This window comes from Streptomyces sp. G7(2002) (assembly GCF_028870195.1).
Taxonomy (GTDB): Bacteria; Actinomycetota; Actinomycetes; order Streptomycetales; family Streptomycetaceae; genus Streptomyces; species Streptomyces nigrescens.
Genome location: NZ_CP102609.1, coordinates 4309426 through 4329011, shown reverse-complemented (window position 1 = coordinate 4329011; position 19586 = coordinate 4309426). Strand labels below are relative to the sequence as shown.

Below are 19586 nucleotides of genomic sequence, written 5' to 3'. Positions count from 1 at the left end.
GCCGGGAAGTGCCCCCTCCGCACCCGGACGGAACCTCCGTCCGCAGTGATCAGCGGCACATCAACGGCCCTTTCTCCGGCGGCGGGGCTGTCGGTGGGCGCTCGTATGCTCGGAGGATGACTTCCAGCGCGCAGGTACCTGACCAGGCCTCCGACCAAGGGACCGACCGCGAGACGCACGCCGGGCCCGCCGCCGGCCGCCCCACGGCGAACGCGATGCGCCGCGCGCTCAAGCGGGCCCGCGACGGTGTCGCGCTGGACGCCGGCGAGGCCGCGGTGCTGCTGCAGGCACGCGGCGAGGACCTCAGGGACCTGTGCGCCTCCGCGGCCCGGGTGCGGGACGCCGGCCTGGAGGCCGCGGGCCGCCCCGGCGTCATCACGTACTCCAAGGGCGTCTTCATCCCCCTGACGCGCCTGTGCCGGGACAAGTGCCACTACTGCACCTTCGTCACCGTCCCCGGCAAGCTGCGCCGGGACGGCCACGGGATGTTCATGTCGCCCGACGAGGTGCTGGACATCGCCCGCCGCGGCGCCGAAATGGGCTGCAAGGAAGCCCTGTTCACCCTGGGGGACAAGCCGGAGGACCGCTGGCCCGAGGCCCGCGAGTGGCTGGAGGCGCACGGCTACGACGACACGCTCTCCTACGTCCGCGCCATGGCCATCCGCGTCCTGGAGGAGACCGGTCTGCTGCCGCACCTCAATCCCGGGGTGCTGTCCTGGACGGACTTCCAGCGGCTCAAGCCCGTCGCCCCCTCTCTGGGGATGATGCTGGAGACGACCGCCGAGCGGCTGTGGAGCGAGCCCGGCGGTCCCCACTACGGATCGCCCGACAAGGAACCGGCCGTCCGGCTGCGTGTCCTGGAGGACGCCGGCCGTTCCAACGTCCCCTTCACCACCGGGCTGCTCATCGGCATCGGCGAGACGTACGAGGAGCGCGCCGAGTCCCTCTTCGCGCTGCGCCGCATCCAGCGCGCCTACCACGGCATCCAGGAACTGATCATGCAGAACTTCCGCGCCAAGCCGGACACGGCGATGCGCGGAATGCCGGACGCCGAACTGGAGGAGCTGGCCGCGACGATCGCGGTGGCCCGGCACATCATGGGCCCCTCGACCCGTATCCAGGCGCCGCCCAACCTGGTCGACGGCGAATACCAGCTGCTCATCGACGCCGGGATCGACGACTGGGGCGGCGTCTCCCCGCTGACCCGCGACCATGTGAACCCCGAGCGCCCCTGGCCGCAGATCGACGAGCTGACCGAGCGCTGCGCCGCGGCCGGCTTCGAGCTGCGTGAACGGCTCCCCATCTACCCGGAGTTCCTCCAGCGCGGTGAGCCCTGGCTCGACCCCCGCCTGCTGCCGCACGTCCGCGCCCTAGCCGACCCGGAGACGGGCCTGGCCGTCGAGGACGCCCCCGTGGTGGGCCGCCCCTGGCAGGAGCCCGACGAGGGCTTCACGATGAGCTCCTCGGGCCGTACGGACCTGCACCACACCATCGACACCGAAGGCCGCACCACCGACCGCCGCGACGACTTCGACGAGGTCTACGGCGACTGGGAGGCGCTGCGCGAGGCCGCTGCCCCCGGGATGGCGCCGGAGCGCATCGACTCCGACGTACGCCAGGCCCTGGCGCAGGCCGCCGACGACCCCACCCGGCTCACCGACGCGGAGGCCCTGGCGCTGCTGCACGCCGACGGGCCCGCCCTGGACGCGCTCTGCACCCTCGCCGACGAACTGCGCCGCGACACCGTGGGCGACGACATCACCTACATCGTCACCAGGAACATCAACTTCACCAACGTCTGCTACACCGGCTGCCGCTTCTGCGCCTTCGCCCAGCGCCGCACGGACGCCGACGCCTACACCCTCTCCCTCTCCCAGGTCGCCGACCGCGCCCAACAGGCCTGGGACGTGGGCGCGGTGGAGGTGTGCATGCAGGGCGGCATCCACCCCGACCTGCCCGGGACCGCGTACTTCGACATCGCGCGCGCCGTCAAGGAACGCGTCCCCGGTATGCATGTGCACGCCTTCTCGCCCATGGAGGTCGTCAACGGCGCGACGCGCACCGGGCTGTCCATCCGTGAATGGCTCAGCGAGGCCAAGGCCGCCGGTCTGGACAGCATCCCCGGCACCGCCGCCGAGATCCTCGACGACGAGGTCCGCTGGATCCTCACCAAGGGCAAGCTGCCCACCGCCACGTGGGTCGAGGTGGTCAAGACCGCCCATGAGCTGGGCATCCGCTCGTCCTCGACGATGATGTACGGCCATGTCGACCAGCCACGCCACTGGCTGGGCCACCTCCGCCTGCTCGCCGAGATCCAGCAGGAGACCGGCGGCTTCACGGAGTTCGTCACCCTCCCCTTCATCCACACCAACGCCCCCGTCTACCTCGCCGGTATCGCCCGCCCCGGCCCCACCACCCGAGACAACCGCGCGGTGACGGCCATGGCCCGGGTGCTGCTCCACCCGCACATCACCAACATCCAGACCAGCTGGGTCAAGCTCGGCGCGGACGGTGCCGCCGAGATGCTCCGCTCCGGCGCCAACGATCTGGGCGGCACCCTGATGGAGGAGACCATCTCCCGGATGGCGGGGTCGAGTTACGGCTCCTACCGCTCCATCCAGGACCTCATCGCCATCGCCGACCGGGCCGGCCGCCCGGCCCGCCCCCGCACCACGGCCTACGGCCCGGTCCCCGAGGAACGCCAGGCCGCCGCCCTCGCGTCGGACGGTCATCTGCCGGAGCTGCTGCCGGTCGTGGAGTAGGCGGTGGGAGAGCCGCTAGCCGCGGTTATCCACAGCCCCGTTCCCGCAGCTCCGCCGACGGCTAATCTGCGGGAGCGGGGCAGATGATCCGCGGGAGCAGGGCAGAAAGGGCTCGTGAGGGTTCCGGGGCCGGTCAGCGGTAGGCCGCGCCGTCATGACCGTCCTCGGTCGGCGGCCGTACCGCCACGGCCGCTCAGTCCCCCACTCCTCCCTCGTACTCCGCCTCGTGCTGCAGGATGCACTGCTGCCACTGCGACAGTGCCTCCTCGCGGTCGCCTCCGCTGTCCTGGGCGGCGACGATCAGCGCGTCGGCCGCCATGGCGGCGAGGCGTACGGCGATATGGCACACATCGCTCTGGGGGAGCGGCCGAAGGAGTTCCACCGCGCCGTCGCTGTCTCCGGAGAGCGCGGAGGCGACGACAGCCATGGTGGTGCGATCCCACTCGTACTCGGACATGGGGAGAGCATGCCCAACGGGCGCCACTGCCATCATCGAACGGATGAACGCCCAGGTGGGGGCGGGAGGGGAAGGAGGGATGGGAGAGGCGTGGGCCATCTGGTGGGACGAGACCGGTGGCCACTGCGCGCCTGACCTGAGGGCGGGCGCCGCACGAGGCGCGGTTGGTGAAGGCGTCCGTCGAGGAGCGGCGAGAGGCGCTGTGCTCCCCGCCGCGCGACGGGCGGCCGTCTGGGCAGGGGTGACCGGGCTGGTCGGCTCATGGGGCGGGTCCCACGTCCGGATGACCGGCGCCGCCTCAGCCCAGTTGACGGACCGGGCCGGGCAGCGCACCAGCCGGACGGCCGCACAAGGCCGGCCCCCCACGGCCCCACGCCCTCCCCCTCGACGCGACCCCTCCCGGCTCGCCGCGCCGAGCACTGCCCCGCACCGCCCCGCCCCGCACCGCCCCGCCCCGCACCGGCCGACCCCGTACCCCTCGGGCCCCCTCGGGCCGGGACCCATCGGGACGGTACCGACCAAAAGCCTCCTTACGAATGACTATTCGCAATACCCTCCTGGCCAAAAATTGATCATTCCCGGTCGATTACAGTGCTGCGCCAGGGGCCCCGCAAGGTCCCCCGGGACGTAGTGAGCTTCAGGAGGGCGCAGTGAGCGAGCGTAGCGAGCGTGCCGTTCAGAGGTGCGCGCCGCGCGAATGCGAGGCCGAGCGACGCGAGGTTTCGGCATGAGCGTGGCGGGCGGCGGCGCCATCTGGGGGCGCGCCGAGCAGCAGGATTTCCGCAGCCGGGTACGCGGCTGTCTGCTCGGTGGTGCCATCGGCGATGCGCTCGGCGCCGGTATCGAATTCGACTCGCTCGACGCGATCCGCAAGGCGCACGGCCAGGAGGGCGTGACCGATTTCGTGCCCGCCTACGGGCGGCGCGGCGCGGTCACCGACGACACCCAGATGACCCTGTTCACCGTGGACGGTCTGATCCGGGCCCAGGTGCGCCGCGACACCGGAGCCTGGCACCCGCCCACCGACGTCCACCGCGCCTACCTGCGCTGGGCCGTCACCCAGCGCGACTGGGGCCCGGACGAGCGCAAGGAGGACGACGGCTGGCTGGCCCGTGAGGAGTGGCTGTACTCCCGGCGGGCACCGGGCCGGGCCTGTCTGAGCGGCCTCGGCGACGAGGCGATGGGCACGCTGGACCACCCCAAGAACCCCGATTCGAAGGGCTGCGGCGCGGTGATGCGCTCCGCGCCGTTCGGGCTGCTGGTCGGCTGGGAGCCGCAGCTCGTCTTCCAGCTCGCCGTCGAGTGCGCGGCGCAGACGCACGGCCACCCCACCGGCTATCTGGCGGCCGGCGCGTTCGCGGTCATCAGCCATTCGCTGGCCCGTGGTGAGGACCTCGACGGCGCCGTGCAGAAGGCGCTGGCCCATCTGGCTACCCGCCCCGGCCACGAGGAGACCAGCGACGCCCTCAAGCGTGCGCTCGGCGCCGTACGGCAGGGCATGCCGACGCCCGCCCGGGTGGAGTCCCTGGGTGAGGGCTGGACGGCCGAGGAGGCGCTGTCGATCGGCGTCTACTGCGCACTGGTCGCCGAGGACATCCGGCACGGCCTCCTGCTGGCCGTCAACCACGGCGGCGACAGCGATTCCACCGGCGCCATCTGCGGCAATCTGCTGGGCACCCTGCACGGCGAGACGGCGCTGCCGCCGGTCTGGCTGGTCGAGCTGGAGGGCCGGGACACGATCCTGCAGCTGGCCGACGACTTCTCGATGGAGATGACACAGGGCGCCGCGCTGCACGGCCCGGCCGGCTCGTCGCCTGGCTGGCTCGCCCGCTATCCGAGGGCTTAGCCCGCCCGCTATCTGAGGGCTTAGCTCGCCCGCCATCCGAGGGCGTAGGGAGTGTCTCCCCGGTCTCCGTGGGCCTGCGACGCTCCCCCAGCTACCGCTGGGAGGTGCCCCCAGGCACCGCACCTCGCGGCGTTGTCGAAGGGAGAAGTGCGCATGCCCGGCGGGTGGGCTACCGCATCAGCTCCCCCGCATTGACCAGCAGCGACTGGCCCGTGATCGCACGCGCCCGGTCGGAGGCCAGAAAGACCACGGTCTCGGCCACATCCGCATCCGTCGCCAGCTCGGGCAGTGCCATCCGCTCGGTGAGCCGGGCCAGCACCTCGGCCTCCGGGACGCCTTCGCTCTGCGCCTGGAACCGTACGTACGCCTGCACCGGCGGGCCCCACATCCAGCCGGGCTGCACGGTGTTGACCCGTATCCGGTCCGGCCCCAGCTCGCGCGCCAGCGAGTACATCGCCGAGACCAGCCCGCCCTTGGACGCCGCATACGCCGCCTGCTGGACCTGTGACGGTGCGGCGACCGACGACTGGGTGCCGATCATCACTACCGAGCCGCCGCCGCGCGCCGTGAGCGACGGCAGACAGGCACGGGTCATCCGTAGTGTGCCGAGGAGATTGACGTCCACCACACGGTGCCAGGAGTCGAAGTCGGCGTCCCGCAGTCCCCCGAAGAGCGAGTCCAGGGCGGCGACATGGACCACCGCGTCGATCCCGCCGAACCGCTCCACGGCCAGCTCGGCCAGCGCCGCGCACTGCGTCTCGTCACCGATATCGGTCGCCCGCCAGGCCGTACGCGCGCCCGACGGGTCCAGCTGCGCCGCCGACTTGGCCAGATTCGCCTCCGTACGGGCCCCCAGCACCACCGAGGCACCCTCCCGCACACAGGCCGCCGCGACCTGATGGCCGAGCCCGGCTCCTACACCCGAGATGACGACGGTCTTGTTCCGCAGCAGCATCTGTGCCTCCCGGCCGGGCCGCCCAGCTCACGTCTGATGGGGCGTCAGGTTAGGCCCGGGGGCCGGGGAAGGCCAGAGCTCTTCGCCAAGACGGAGGCACGCAGGGTCACTCCCAGGGCACATGCTCCGTCGCCTCGAAGCAGTACTTGACCCAGGTGACGGTGCGGCGGGGGCCGGTCATCGGCACCGCGCACAGCCGCACCCGGAAGGTGGGGCCGACGGTCGCCATGGTCGTGTACTTGTCGTGCCGGTAGTCGATGGAGGCGCTGCGGGCCGCGCCGCCGGACACCCGGAGCGTCACCATGTCCCCCGGCTCGCCGTTGACGATCCGCCCCCATACGGCACCGCAGCTCTTGCTGTAACGCAGGTGGATGCGGACCGGGTTGCCCTCCTTCGGCTCCCAGGTAGTGGCGTCATACGCGCACCCGCTGTCCTTGGGACTCTTGCCGTCGCAGCCCGCCCCTGGGCAGCCGGGCGGTGGCTCCTCGAAGAGCTTCGGCAACTGGTCGGCGCCCACGGTGGCCAGCGCACCGGCGACCGCCGTGACGACACCCACGACCAGCGCATGCCGGGCATGCACCCGCAGCCACCGCCCGGCCCCGCGGAGCCGCGCCCGGACGCGGTACGGGAGCGGCTCACGAGGGGTGTTGGGATCGGGGCCTGGCCCGGCGTGCGGCTCGCGAGGGGCGTCGGGATCGGGATGGGGATCGGGATCGGCATCGGGGCTGGGGCCCGACGGGCCGCGCCCCGGGTCATCCTCAGGCGCCTCCGCCAGGTCGCTCTCCGACGTGTCCGCCAGGTCGCTCTCCGACGTGTCCGCCGGGTCGTTCTCCGACGTGTCCGCCGGGTCGTTCTCCGGCGTCTCCGCCGGATAGTCCGGGCCACTGGTCATCCGGCCTCCCGGGAGGTTCACTGGAGGTCCACGCGCCGTGGACCTCCAGTTTCCGGCAGGGCGACGGTCGTCCGAAAGCGGATTTTCCGCCGCCCGCCGCGTCCCGGCGCAGGCGCCGACCGTACGCGCTCACGCGTGCCGACGCGCGCCCCCCAGCGCCTTCTTCAGCCGGTCGAGCCCCTCGCGAATCTCCTCCGGCGGGTGCGTCACGAACGACAGGCGGGCGGCCGTGGCGTCCGGCGGCCCGGCGAAGAACGGCGCGCCGGGGACGTACGCGACGTCATGCCGCACCACCTCGGGCAGCAGCGCCGTCGCGTCGTACCCCTCGGGCAGCGTCGCCCACACGAACATGCCGCCCGCCGGACGGTTCCACCGCGAGCCCTCGGGCAGCGCCGCGGCCAGCCCGTCGACCAGCGCATCCCGCCGCTCACGGTAGGCGTCGCGCACCCGCCTCAGATGCGCGTCCAGGTCCGCGACCGCCAAGTACCGCGCCGCCGCGGCCTGGTCCACGGTCGAGGTGTGCAGATCGGCGGCCTGCTTGGCGATGACACAGGCGCGCCGCAGCGCGGCCGGCGCACGCAGCGAACCCAACCGCAGACCGGGCGCCATCACCTTGGAGAACGAGCCGAGCAGCGCCGTACGGTCCTCGGCCCCGGGGAAGGACGCGACCCACGGCACCGGCTCGCCCTCGAAACGCAGCTCTCCGTACGGGTCGTCCTCGGCGATCCACAGCCCGCGCCGGGCGGCGACCTCGGCGACCGCTGCCCGGCGCTCGGCGGACAGCGTGCGGCCGGTCGGGTTCTGGAAGGTCGGCACGACATAGAGCAGCTTGGGCCGCTCCCGCGCGGTGATCTCGTCCAGCGCGACCGGGTCCAGGCCCTCGTCGTCGGTCGGCACCGGCACCACCCGGGCGCCGGCGAAGGAGAAGATCTGCAGCGCCGCGAGGTAACAGGGGTCCTCGACCAGCACCACATCGCCCGGCTCCAGCAAGGCCGTGGCCAGCAGTGTCAGCCCCTGCTGGGAACCGGTGGTCACCAGCAGGTCGTCGGCGTCGGTGGCCAGTCCGCGCGCGGTGGTGCGCGCCGCGATGGACTCGCGCAGCGCCGGACTGCCCTCGCTGGTGGAGTACTGCAGCGCCCGCAGCGGGTCCTCGGCCAGCACATGCTGGAAGGCGGCCGCGAGGCCCGCCGTATCGAACAGCTCGGGCGCGGGCAGCCCGCCGGCGAACGAGATGACCTCCGGCCGGGCGGTGAGCGCCAGGATGTCGCGCACGGGCGAGCTGCCGGTCCGCGCCGCACGGGCGGCGAGCCCGGGGACGGGGGTGGCTGCGCGGGCAAGTATCGCGTCCGGCATGGCGACTCCAATCGCTCGTGGTCTGCGATTAACCATCGTTAGCTGCAGATGCCCGGCAGCTTAAGCGGCCCGGGAACGGAAAGCAGGGGTGCCCGCATGATGAGCTGGTGCGGGTGAGGGCCGCGTACGGGCCGGGGCGGTTCCGTGCGCGCGGTCTCCCGCGATTCGCGCACCGCCCGCCCCCTCCCCATCTGATGCTGTGTCAGCTAAACCTGTCTGTCATGACCGCAGACAGCGAAGGAACGCCAGAGGTCACCACCGCCGCGGCCGTCGACACCGGGCCCGCCGCCTACGCCGAGCTGGCCGCCGTCGGCCCCTACGGCGTGCATCCCGGCCATGCGCTGATCACCATGGTCGAACCGCATCCCGGCCATGAATACGCCTACAACCGCTGGTACGAGGACGACCACTACATCGCGGGCGCCATGGCGATGCCGTGGATCTTCGCCGGCCGCCGCTGGGTGGCCACGCGCGAGCTGCAACTGCTGCGCCGCCCCGAGAAGTCCGCCGTCGCCCGGCCGGTCACGGCCGGCTGCTACCTCTCCACGTACTGGATCACCGCGGGCCGCTACGACGAGCACATGAAGTGGACCGTCGGCATCAACAAGCGCCTCAACCGGGACGGCCGGGTCTATCAGGACCGTACGCATGTCTTCACGGCCTTCCAGGACCATCTGGCGACGGTCTACCGGGACGGTGCGGCGGGCCCCCGCGACTTCCACGCACTGGACCACCCCTACGCCGGGCTGGTGCTGGAGGTGATCGACGCGGACGGTCCGGAGCGGCGGGAGGCGCTCCTGGAGTGGCTGTGTGCCCGGCATCTGCCGCGGCGGCTGTCGGGTTCACCCGCCGCGATGGTCACGGTCTTCCGCCCGACGCCGCTGCCGGGGGACCGGATGTCGTATGTGCGGCAGGTCGAGGGCGTCGACACCCGGCTGACCCTGCTGTGGTTCCTCCAGCGGGACCCGCGCGACGGCTGGGCGGAGCAGTTCGCCGGCCTGGAGGAGGAGGTCGCGGAGTCGGGACTGGGGCGGGTGGAGCTGGTGGCGCCGTTCCTTCCGACCGTGCCCGGGACGGACCGGTATGTGTCCGAACTGCGCTGACTGATGCGGCCGGCGGCCGTCCGCGCACGGCTGCCGGCGCGCCGGAGAGGACCTGGGCATGGCCGAGCCCCCTCGGCCGGGACGGCGATCCAGTCGAGAGGGCTCACATCTGCGGATTGCGGACGGTGACGGCTCAGGTCACGCCGCGTCGAACGCGCCACCGGCGACGTCCGACACAAAGTGGCTCCAGGAGGAGTTGTCGAACGTGAGACGCGGACCGTCGGGGTCCTTGGAGTCCCGCACTGCGATGGCTGCGGCGGCAGGCACGGCGATTTCCACGCAAGCGCCGTTGCCACCGGAGTACGAGGACTTGGTCCAGGAGAATGCGGAATTGGGCTGCACGGCCATGTTCACTCCAACTCACTCTGAGTTACCGCGGATTCGGTACTGATGACGCTACGCGCCAACATCACCAGCCGCAGAGGCCGTTCACCCGTACGAAGGGCATATTTCTTGATCTCTTTTCATCGGGGCGACGGCAGGTGTACCGTGCGATCCCTTTCGCCGGAATCCCAGATTCCGCGCTGATTCCGCGCTATTGACTCCCTGGCAGGCTTCATCTCATGGCGTCTGCATGGGATTTCGCCGCCTCGGCGATGAACTCCCGGCTGTGCTCGGCACTCAAGGCCTGCGCACGCAAATGCTCGTACATGATCGTGTATTTGTGCACATCGCTGGTCTTCTCCAGATAGAGGTCGCTGGTGACGCCCTCGATGTACACCACGCTGGAATCGGCGGCATCGTCGAATTCCAGGATGGAGAACGTTCCCGACATTCCGGCATGCGCACCGGTGTCATACGGCAGAACTTGCACCGTCACATGCGGCAATTGGCTCATCTCGACGAGATGGTCCAGTTGCTCGCGCATGATCAAATGGCTGCCGACCACGCGCCGCAGCGCGCTCTCGTCCAGTACCACCCACAGCCGCAACGGACGCTCGGAGTCGGTGACCCGCTCCTGGCGGCGCATCCGCACCTGAATGCGCTTCTCCAGATGGTCGGGCGCCAGCTCGGGGACCGTGCCGGGAATGACCGCCTCGGCGTATCCGGGGGTCTGCAGCAGGCCGGGTACCAGCAGGGACTCGTAGATCCGCAGCGAGGCCGCCTCGGTCTCCAGGCCGATGTAGACGCTGTAGGGGATGTCGCCGAAGGCGTGCCACCAACCCTGCTGACGCGAATCCTTGGCCATCTGCATCAGCGAATCCACGATGCGGTGGTCCTCGACCTCGTAGACCCCGCACAGATCGCGGACATCGCGCTGGCTGATGCTGCGGCGGCCGTTTTCCAGGCGGCTGATCTTCGACTGGGAGACCAGCAATGCCTCGGCCACCTCCTCCGCCGTCATGCCTTTGAGCTCACGGAGCCTTCGCAGCTCCTGGCCCAATCGGCGTCGCCTGACGGTGGGATTGACATTGGACGCCACGGGACGTGCACCTCCGGCTCCGTACTGCTGTCGTTTCCTTTTCAGCAGACTGCCACTCCGAGGTGACGCCGCGCAGTGAAACGCACACAGAAGGCGAGCGAGCGGATGCGCGGGGTGGCGGGCCGGCCGTTGTCCAGGAACGGTCGGTCCGCCACCCCGCGCTTGGTGCTGCGGCTCCCGAACGGGACTTTGGGGCGGGTGGTGCGGGTGATGCGGGTGCTGCGCTGGGTGGTACGAGGTGTCGTACGGCGTTCTACGGCGTCAGCGGGCGCCCACCCGGGCCATCCGGCCGTGGCCGTGCCGCGACTGGACCGGCGCGCCGGCCGGGTCCGCCGTGGCCCGTGCCGCCGGTTGCCGGACGGCTGTCGCGCCGGCCGCCTGCTGCCGCCGAGGCTGGACCGCGACACCGTTCTGCACATCCATGACGGCGTGTGCGACCAGTCCGCCCATCGGGTCGTGCCGGATCAGATCCCGGAGACGGGAGCGCGATGAACGCCCTTCGTTCCCTGGATACAGATGCTTGCCGAGTCCGACCGCATGGGCCAGCGCGGCGAGCGCCGCGGTCCGCGGGTCCGGGGGTACGCCGGTGCGGATCGCGTTGTCCAGCCGGGCCCTGATTTCCCGGCTGATGGCCGTCTCCGTCGCTTGGTAGCGCGTCGTCGGCAATACCCCGCACATCTGTCCCGCCACGGCATGGACCATGCCGCACCGTTCGAGATGCGTGAGGTAGGTCTGGCGCAGCCCGAGTCGGGGCCCGCCGATCCAATGGACCGCGCGCACCGGACTGCCGCGTCGGCGCAGCAGTTCGAGCGCGGAGTCCAGAGTTGGATCTCCTGTCGGCCGTGCCATCACCACGGCGATACGATCCCCGTCTGGGGCTATCCGTCCTGCCAGAGCCAGCTCTACTAGCTGTGCCCCGGCCAGGCCGAGGTCGAGCGACTGCGGCTGCGCTGTGGTCCCGGTGGTCGGGTCCAAAGCGAGCAGCAGAAGCTCCTCCGGAATTGTTCTGCGGCTCCTGCCCATCCATGCCTCCCCGCGTGGATGAATGACAGGGTGACCCCTCTCACATTCATCTGTCGAGAGTGCGTGGGGGGTTCGGTATGGAACCGGTAGGTATGTCGTTCTCGTCTTGCACCTCGGCGACATCTTTCTGAGGGGTGCGGTACCTACCGGTACGCGTGGCGGCGAGATGGGGCCACGTGGACACAGGACACTTGGGAACACTGGGCCAGGCAGCAGTGGGACGTATGAAGGAGACATCGGTGGCGGGCGAGTCCCCCGACAAGTCGGACAAGAAGCAGTCGTCGGGGAAGACGGCGCGGAGCGAACGTGATCCGCGGCTGTCTGCCTTCCGCGGGGAGCCGGACGAATCGGCGAAGGAATCGGGTTCCGGGAAGAACCCGAAGCCTGAGGGCGGGGCGGAGGCCGCGGCGGAGCCGAAGCCTGCTCCGGCGCCGGAGTCCACGGCTGAGGCGAAGCCGGCGGCGAAGGCGGCGAAGCAGGCGGCGAAGGCGAAGTCCGGGGCGAAATCCACGTCCGGGGCGAAGGCGAAGACCGGGCCGGACAGCGCGGAGAAGCCGGAATCCGGGGCGGAGCCCGCGTCGGCGGACGGTCCCGGGGCCGGGGCCGAGTCGGGGTCCGAACGTGCGTCTGAGGAGCCTCAGGGGGCCGAGGAGGGCGCCGAGGGCTCCGGGGGTGGCGACGAGCGGCTGCGCGCCGCTGTGGCCGCCTGGGTCGCGGGCAAGGACGATGAGGACGCCGAGGAGGACGCCGAGGCGGGTGAGGGTGGCGACGGCGGAGCCGATGCCGCCGCGGCGTCGGATGCGGAGTCCGAGGCGGCGTCGGGGGCGAAGTCCGGGGCCGAGGCGGGGGAGAAGGCCGGTTCCGGTGCGGCCGAGAAGGCCGGCGCTGAGGCATCCGAGGTGTCCGAGGACGCGGGCGGGGGTGCCGAGGGTGCTGCCGCAAAGGGGGAAGCAAAGGCGGAGGCGCAGGCTGTCGTGGCGTCCGACGTCGAGGCTGACCCCGAGGCCGACGCTGACGCCGAGGCCGACGCTGGCCCCGAGGCCGACGGTGACGCCGACGCGGGTCGTGGCGGTTCCGAGGCCGGCGCCAAGTCCCAGCCGGAGTCCAAGTCTCAGCCGGAGTCCAAGGGCAAGAGCGAGCCCAAGGGTGAGAGTGAGCCCAAGGGCAAGAGCGAGAGCAAGGCCGAGCCCGAGGCCGAGCCTGCGTCCGGGGACAAGCCTGAGTCCGGGGCTCAGGGTGCGTCGCGGTCCAAGGGTGCCGAGGTCGTGGACCAGCCGACCGCCGTGTTCAAGACCGTCGGGCCGCAGAAGGGCAAGCCCGGTGGGGCTGCCGCTGCGGCGGGTGCGGGCAACGGTGACGGCAAGGGTGACGGCAAGGGCGACGGCAAGGGTGGTGAAGAGGCCGCCGCCGGGACCGAGGAGTCGGCGGTCGACAACGCGACCCGGGTCTTTGCCTTCGCGAATCTGAAGGGGGAGGGTGCCGAGGCCGAGGCCGTCGATCAGGCGACCACCGCGTTCAAGATCTCCCCGCCCGCCAAGGGCGGCGACGCGGCCACGAGCAAGGCCAAGGACAAGGCCGAGGCCAAGGACAAGCCGGAGAGCACCGGCAAGCCCGGGAGCAAGGGCACGTCGGACGCCACGGACAAGGCCGGTGCCAAGGGCACGGATAAGGCCGGTGCCAAGGACAAGGCCGGCGCCGAGTCCAGCAGCGGTTCCAAGAGCGCGTCCAAGCCCGAGGCCAAGACCGCGGCCAAGAAAGACTCCAAGCCCGAGGCCAAGGGCGAGGCCAAGGCTGCGAATGTCGCCGAGCGGGACTCGGAGCGGACCAGTCAGTTCGTCGCGCTGAAGTCGGCGGACGACGGCACGGCGGGCAAGTCGCTGGGCAAGACGGCGCCGAAGACCCCCGCCCGTACGCCCGACAAGGCCGACGACAAGGCCGACAAGGCCGAGGACAAGCCCGGGGAGAAGGCGAGCGGCAAGGCCGGTGCCAAGCCGGCCGGTAAGGCGACCGGCGCGCTGCCGGCCGCCGAGCCCGCGAAGTCCGCGAAGGCCGCCGCGCCGACCGCGCCGTCCAAGCCCGCGGACCGGCCGGGCGCCATGCCGCCCGCCACCACGGGCGCCACGGCCGCCCCGTCCGAGCTGCCCGAGACCGAGCGCACCAAGCAGCAGCCGCTGCCGCCGCTCGACCTCCTGGCGCAGCTCACCAACACCCCGCCGCCGCCCGAGACGCCGCTGCGCACGGTCGTCCGCCGGTTCAAGATCTGGACCCCGCTGGCGGTGCTGCTGGTGATCATCTTCGTGATCGCCCAGGCGGTGCGCCCGCTGCCCGACCCGACGCTCACCGTCGGCGACGCCAAGTCCTCGTTCACCTTCGAGGGCGGCAAGCTCACCGTCCCGTGGCCCGCGGAGGGGCAGGCGGCGGTCAAGGTGGTGGGCTCCGGGGACGTGGGGACGTTCGGCCCGCAGAAGCCGGTGCCGACCGCGAGCGTGGCCAAGATCATGACGGCCTATGTCGTCCTCCGGGACCACCCGCTCAAGAAGGGCAAGCCGGGCCCGCAGATCGAGGTCGACGCCAAGGCGGTGACCGAGGGCGGCTCCACGGACGAGTCGCGGATCGAGGGGCTCCGGGCGGGGCAGAAGTTCAGCCAGCAGGACATGCTCAAGATGCTGATGATCCCGTCCGGCAACAACATCGCCCGGCTGCTGGCCCGTTGGGACACCCAGTCCGCCAACGAGGGGGCGTTCGTCAAGAAGATGAACGCCGCCGCCAAGGACCTGGGCATGAAGAACACCACCTACACCGACCCCAGTGGCCTGGACCCGAAGACCGTGAGCACCGCCGTCGACCAGCTCAAGCTGGCCGAGGCCGTCATGAAGTTCGACGCCTTCCGGCCGATCGTCGCCATGACCAACGCCGAGATCCCGGGCCTGCCGGGGCGGATAAACAACAACAACGACAATCTGCTGCTGGAGCCCGGACTGAGCATCAAGGGCATCAAGACCGGCTCCAGCACCGCGGCCGGCGGCACGCTGTCCTGGGCGGCCTACAAGACGGTGGACGGCAAGGACCGCCTGATCCTCGGCACGATGCTGGACCAGCACTTCAAGGGCCTGGACCCCAACGCCGGCAACAGCCTCACCATGGTCAAGAACAACAGCCAGAAGGTCATCGCAGCCGTACGCGAAGCGCTGACCTCGGCCACGGCGGTGAAGAAGGGGCAGGTCGTCGGCTATGTCGACGACGGTCTGGGCGGGCTGACTCCGGTCGTCGCCACCAAGGACCTGAAGGCGGTCGGAGTCCCGGGCCAGAAGCTGACGTTGAGCGTCGGTGACGGGGGCAAGACCGTCCCGCACACCGCGAAGGCCGGTACCGAGGTCGGTGTGCTGACCGTCGGCAACGGCGAGAGCATGCAGAAGGTGCCGGTCGCCCTGCAGAAGGACCTCGTCGAGCCGTCCTTCGGAGCGAAGCTGATCCGCATCACCTGAGCGGGCCGGGGGCGGCGGGCGTCCGGCCCGCGGCCCCCGCTTCACCGCCGCCCGCGGCCCCTGGTTCGCCGGCCCCGCCCGGTTCCGGGGGCCTGATCCCTTCATGTCCCGCGGCCACCGCGTGCGTTCCTCCCAGGCCGCCGCCCTGCTCGCCCGTCTGGTTGTCCACCGGCGGCCCGCTTTATCGTGAGCCTGCCTTTCTGACTGTCTGTCCGTCCGTCCCGCGCGTGACCGGAGTCCGTCATCGACGTAGCGCAAGCGCAGAAGACGTACGCACCCGCCGTCACCGCCCGCGGTACCTGGGTGGCGCAGGGCGCGGCGGTGCTGATGCCCGCGGGGCTGATGCTGTTCCTGGGGGCGTGGGGGATCCGCCGGCAGGACGCCATATGGCGGGACGAGGCGGTCACCTACGACATGGCGCACCGCAGCCTGGCCGACCTGTGGTCCACGCTGCTGCATGTCGATGTCGTGCACGGTCTGTACTACGCGCTGATGCATGTCTGGTTCGCCGGCTACGACGCCACCTTCCGCGGCGCGTTCGGCGATGCGGTCGGTCTGCGGCTGCCGTCCGTGGCGGCGATGACGGTCGCCGCCGCCGGGGTCGCCCTGCTGGGGCAGCGCCTGGTCGGCCGGCGGGCAGGGCTGCTGGCGGGCTTCACCTTCGCGCTGATCCCGGTCGTCCAGCAATACGCGCAGGAGGGCCGCTCGTACGCGATGGTCTGCGCGCTGGTCGTCTGGGCCACTTATGTGCTGGTACTGGCCTCGGCCGGTCCGCGCAGAGGGCTGTGGCTCGGCTATACGGCGCTGATGCTGGCCGCCTGTCTGCTGCACGAGTTCGCGGCGCTGGCGCTGCCCGCGCACGGCGCCGCGGTGGTCCTGGCGCGGCTGCCCCGCCGCGTACTGCGCTCCTGGCTGCTCGCCTCGGCCGCCGTCCTCGCCGCTCTGGCCCCGCTCGCGGTGTTCAGCACCCGGCAGTCGGCGCAGATCAGCTGGCTCATGTGGCCGGACCCCCTCCAGCTGCTGACCTTCGCCGTGCTCGCCGTCCTCGGCATCGCCTGCGCCCGCGTCCGGATCCGCTCCCGCGGCCCCATCGGGCTGCGCGCCCTCGGCGTCCCCCTGCTGCTTCTGCCCACCCTCCTCCTGCTGCTGCTCTCCCATGTCGAGCCGGCCTACGTGGACCGCTATGTCCTCTACTACGTCGTGGGGTTCGCGCTGCTCGCGGGCGCCGCGCTGGCGCGGCTGCTGCGGCCGGCCGACGAGCGGGGCCAGACGCGTGGACGGCGGCTGCGGCGGGCGATGGCGGTGGTGCTGCTGCTGGCGGTGCTGCTGCCGGTCAACGTCCATCTGCGCAGCCCGGACAGCCGGGTCGACGATGTCACCGCGGTCGCGCACGCCGTACGGGAGGTGTCCGAGCCCGGCGACGGGCTGCTGTTCATGCCGTCCCGGCGGCGGATCTGGCGGGCGACCCTGCCGCGCGACTTCCGAGGGCTGCACGATCTCGCGCAGGCCGAGAGCCCGTTGGCCTCACACACCCTCTACGGCACCGAGCGCACGGGCGATGTGATCCGTGACCGGATGCTGACCGCCCGCCGGATCGTCGTCGCCGGGGACCCGGACGGCCAGCCGGCCGACGACAACGACCAGGAAATCGCCAAGCGGTCCACGCTGCGCACCGCGTTCGAGGTCTGCAGCAGCCGGGAGGTCCGGGGCGCCAAGATCACGGTGTATGCGCGGCCGGGGGCGTGCGGCGGCGGGAGGTAGGCGGCGGGCTCGGGGGTGCACCGGCCCGGTGGGTTGGCGTGGGCAGGGGCGGTGTGGGCAGGGGCGGTGGGTGTACGGCCGGTGTGCGCAGGGGCGGTCCGGTCGTCGGCCGCCTGGGCTTCCCGGCCTGAGCGTTTCCCGTGCGGCCTTCCCCGCCCGATCGTTCCCCGCCCGATCGTTTCCCGTGCGGCCTTCCCCGCCCTGGTCGTCCCGCCCCGGTCGTCCCGGGTCCGGCTGCCCCCCCGCCTGGCCCCGCCTGGCACCGCCCGGCCCCGTCCGGTTGTTCCCGTACGGTCATTCCCCCTGAGGCGGTCGGAAGCTGCGGACCAGCTCGATGCGCCCGACGATATGCCGGTTGAACTCCGTCAGCTCCTCGGCGGGGACCCACAGTTCGAGGATTGTCTCGCCGCCCGCCTGCCGCACCGGATAGCGCTCGGCGAAGTCCGCCTCGACCTCGAAGCGGGTGACATGACCGACGCCGGAAGCCGGCACATTCCAGTCGCGGGCGATCCGGATCGCGTAGTCCTCGTTGAGCACGGGATAGAAGATCGGCTGGTCGGGCAGGCGCGGCGGCCAGGCGCGCCAGCCGGAGGCCTCGACCAGGGCGAGCTCCTCGGGGCCGGTGGGGCGCCAGAGGGTGAGGGTGGCGGGCGCGGTCCCGCTCCGGTGAGGCGTCTCGATCATGCTCGTACGGTACGAGGCCGGGGAGGGCGGGCGCGCGGCGATTTCGGGGCGTGGGGCACACGGGATGCGAGCCGGGCGGTGATGCGGGAGTCGTGGGGCGCGAGCCGGGTGGTGGTGCTGCGCGGTGGAGGGGCGCAGGGGCCCGGGCCGTGGCGCGCGGTTTCGAGGGGGTGGGCGGGGCGGTGGCGCACGGTGGCTGTACGCCGGAGTGGTCATGACTCCGTTCTTCGCCGCGAGTCTTCGGCACCTACCGATGGGACTCCGGCCTACGGTGCCCATATGAGCACCTCCCCGGAGTACGCCACCTTCCACTTCCATGCGCTGCACCACGCCGACCAGCCGCTGCTGCTGCCCAACGCCTGGGACGTCATCTCGGCCGTCGCACTCGCCGGGGCCGGATACGCGGCAGTCGGCACCACGAGCCTGGGCGTCGCCGCGGCCCACGGCTATCCGGACGGGCGCGGGCTCGCCGAGGTCAGGGACGCCACCGTGGCGCTGGCGCTGCGGCTCAATGGCCGGCTGACCTGCCCTTACACGGTCGACGTGGAGGGTGGATTCGGCGGCGACGCGGGGCAAGTGGGCGACCTGGCCGCCGAGTTGGCGGAGGCGGGGGCGGCCGGGCTGAACCTGGAGGACGGGCTGCCCGGCGGCGAGGGGCTGCAGGATCCGGTGCGTCAGGCCGAATTGATCAGCGCGGTGAAGGAGCGGGCACCGGGCCTGTTCCTCAACGCTCGGATCGACACCCACTGGCGTGCGGACAGCCCACCGCCGCTCTCGGTGACGCTCTCGCGCGCCGAGACGTACCTGGCCGCGGGCGCGGACGGCGTCTTCGTACCGGGCGTCGTCGCCGACGAGGAGATCTCGGTCCTGGTTGCCGAGATCCCCGCCCCGCTCAACATCCTCTTCGCTCCCGGCCGGCACACCGTCAGCCGTCTGGCGGAGCTCGGTGTACGCCGCATCAGCACCGGCTCGCTGCTCTTCCGGACCGCCCTGCAGGCCACCCTCACGGCCGCGGACGCCATCCGTACGGGCCAACAGCCGACGGAGGCGGCCGGGGCGGGCGGCGAGGTGCTGGGCTATGAGGAGGTACAGCGGTTGGTGGGGGAGGAGGAGTAGGGCGGAGGGCAGCGACGCCGGGGGCCTCTTGGGGCTGGGCTCGCTGTCCGGGCTGTCGGGGCCTATTTGCCTGACGGCCGGGGCTCGGGCTCGGTCCGGGTTCAGCCCGCGTTCAGCCCAGGTGGCCGGCTCGGTCCGGGGCCGGGCTCCATCCGGGCTCCAAATCAGGGTGCCCGGGCTCCATCCGCGTACCCGGGACCGGTTCGGGTGTCCGGCCTCAGTTCGAGTGTCAGGCGTCGGTCCGGGCGTACGGGTTGAGGCCTGGCCTGGGGGTTGAGGCCTGGCCTGCGGGTTCAGGCCCGGCGTACGGCTCAGGCCTGCTGGCCGCGGCTTTCGTGGCGTCGACGGTGGACGGCGATGGCCGTACCGGCCACGCCCAGTGCACTCGCGCCACCGATGAGCCCTGCCTTGGGCAGCTGGCCGGCCTTCTCGGCCAGTCCGGCCAGCCCGTTGTCGGGCAGCATGATGGAGGTCCGGCTCTCGGAGGGGGCGGTGGAGTCGGCGGCGAAGGCGGCGCCCGCAGGAAGCAGCAGCACGACCAGTGCACCGGTCGCGACGGTGGCGGTACGGATCACGGAGCGGCGCTGGGCCCGCATGGGTACTCCTCGTCGTGGGCGGCTCGGGCCGCCGTAGGGATGCGATAAGGCTCAGCACGCTACGGAGCGTCCTTAACGGCGATCCATCCGTTGTGTAACAGTCACCGAGATCTCTGGGATCGGTCGTGTG

General features: G+C 71.6%; 15 protein-coding genes. 6 read left to right on the top strand and 9 right to left on the bottom strand.

Annotated features, from left to right (window positions below; genetic code table 11):
- The first annotated feature begins 116 nt into the window (after nucleotides 1–116).
- The gene (locus tag NUT86_RS17965; RefSeq protein WP_274736363.1) at nucleotides 117–2762 is read left to right on the top strand and encodes a bifunctional FO biosynthesis protein CofGH; all 2646 of its coding nucleotides are present in this window, start codon (nucleotides 117–119) and stop codon (nucleotides 2760–2762) included.
- Nucleotides 2763–2955: 193 nt separating this feature from the next.
- Here the strand turns inward: NUT86_RS17965 and NUT86_RS17960 are convergent, their stop codons facing one another.
- Complete coding sequence (locus tag NUT86_RS17960; RefSeq protein ID WP_018092249.1) at nucleotides 2956–3219, bottom strand: hypothetical protein; 264 nt, start codon at nucleotides 3217–3219, stop codon at nucleotides 2956–2958.
- Between the two features lie 727 nt (nucleotides 3220–3946).
- On the opposite strand from NUT86_RS17960, the gene NUT86_RS17955 reads away from it, so the two are divergent.
- Entirely contained in the window at nucleotides 3947–5065 is a 1119-nt protein-coding gene (locus tag NUT86_RS17955) for an ADP-ribosylglycohydrolase family protein (RefSeq protein ID WP_159487841.1), read from the top strand.
- Between the two features lie 169 nt (nucleotides 5066–5234).
- Here the strand turns inward: NUT86_RS17955 and NUT86_RS17950 are convergent, their stop codons facing one another.
- The 3 genes from NUT86_RS17950 to NUT86_RS17940 form a co-directional block, all read right to left on the bottom strand.
- The gene (locus tag NUT86_RS17950; RefSeq protein WP_274736359.1) at nucleotides 5235–6020 is read right to left on the bottom strand and encodes an SDR family oxidoreductase; all 786 of its coding nucleotides are present in this window, start codon (nucleotides 6018–6020) and stop codon (nucleotides 5235–5237) included.
- 106 nt (nucleotides 6021–6126) lie between these two features.
- Complete coding sequence (locus NUT86_RS17945; protein ID WP_274736357.1) at nucleotides 6127–6912, bottom strand: DUF2690 domain-containing protein; 786 nt, start codon at nucleotides 6910–6912, stop codon at nucleotides 6127–6129.
- A 129-nt stretch (nucleotides 6913–7041) separates the two neighbouring features.
- Nucleotides 7042–8265, bottom strand: a complete 1224-nt coding sequence (locus NUT86_RS17940) for an aminotransferase-like domain-containing protein (protein ID WP_159487845.1) — start codon at nucleotides 8263–8265, stop codon at nucleotides 7042–7044.
- A 221-nt stretch (nucleotides 8266–8486) separates the two neighbouring features.
- On the opposite strand from NUT86_RS17940, the gene NUT86_RS17935 reads away from it, so the two are divergent.
- Nucleotides 8487–9368 carry a hypothetical protein gene (locus tag NUT86_RS17935; RefSeq protein WP_018092243.1) on the top strand — a complete coding sequence of 294 codons (882 nt, stop codon included), beginning with the start codon at nucleotides 8487–8489 and terminating at the stop codon, nucleotides 9366–9368.
- A gap of 138 nt (nucleotides 9369–9506) precedes the next feature.
- Here NUT86_RS17935 and NUT86_RS17930 read toward each other — a convergent pair whose 3' ends face one another.
- From NUT86_RS17930 to NUT86_RS17920, 3 genes are all read right to left on the bottom strand, one after another.
- A complete protein-coding gene (locus tag NUT86_RS17930) occupies nucleotides 9507–9716 on the bottom strand; it encodes a DUF397 domain-containing protein (RefSeq protein ID WP_026170084.1) in 210 nt (69 codons plus the stop codon).
- Nucleotides 9717–9924: 208 nt separating this feature from the next.
- Nucleotides 9925–10791: a helix-turn-helix domain-containing protein gene (locus NUT86_RS17925; RefSeq protein WP_274736355.1), complete on the bottom strand. Its 867-nt coding sequence runs from the start codon at nucleotides 10789–10791 to the stop codon at nucleotides 9925–9927.
- A gap of 261 nt (nucleotides 10792–11052) precedes the next feature.
- A complete protein-coding gene (locus NUT86_RS17920; RefSeq protein ID WP_026170082.1) occupies nucleotides 11053–11814 on the bottom strand; it encodes a GOLPH3/VPS74 family protein in 762 nt (253 codons plus the stop codon).
- Between the two features lie 224 nt (nucleotides 11815–12038).
- Between NUT86_RS17920 and NUT86_RS17915 the strand changes: the two genes are divergently transcribed.
- Together NUT86_RS17915 and NUT86_RS17910 are read left to right on the top strand one after the other, a co-directional pair.
- The gene (locus NUT86_RS17915) at nucleotides 12039–15299 is read left to right on the top strand and encodes a serine hydrolase (protein WP_274736352.1); all 3261 of its coding nucleotides are present in this window, start codon (nucleotides 12039–12041) and stop codon (nucleotides 15297–15299) included.
- Nucleotides 15300–15626: 327 nt separating this feature from the next.
- Complete coding sequence (locus tag NUT86_RS17910) at nucleotides 15627–17060, top strand: glycosyltransferase family 39 protein (RefSeq protein ID WP_381283282.1); 1434 nt, start codon at nucleotides 15627–15629, stop codon at nucleotides 17058–17060.
- Nucleotides 17061–17354: 294 nt separating this feature from the next.
- Here NUT86_RS17910 and NUT86_RS17905 read toward each other — a convergent pair whose 3' ends face one another.
- Nucleotides 17355–17744, bottom strand: a complete 390-nt coding sequence (locus NUT86_RS17905) for a hypothetical protein (protein ID WP_026170081.1) — start codon at nucleotides 17742–17744, stop codon at nucleotides 17355–17357.
- A 279-nt stretch (nucleotides 17745–18023) separates the two neighbouring features.
- On the opposite strand from NUT86_RS17905, the gene NUT86_RS17900 reads away from it, so the two are divergent.
- Nucleotides 18024–18860: an isocitrate lyase/PEP mutase family protein gene (locus NUT86_RS17900; protein ID WP_018092236.1), complete on the top strand. Its 837-nt coding sequence runs from the start codon at nucleotides 18024–18026 to the stop codon at nucleotides 18858–18860.
- Nucleotides 18861–19171: 311 nt separating this feature from the next.
- Here NUT86_RS17900 and NUT86_RS17895 read toward each other — a convergent pair whose 3' ends face one another.
- Nucleotides 19172–19456 carry a hypothetical protein gene (locus NUT86_RS17895; protein WP_018092235.1) on the bottom strand — a complete coding sequence of 95 codons (285 nt, stop codon included), beginning with the start codon at nucleotides 19454–19456 and terminating at the stop codon, nucleotides 19172–19174.
- Between the last annotated feature and the right edge of the window lie 130 nt (nucleotides 19457–19586).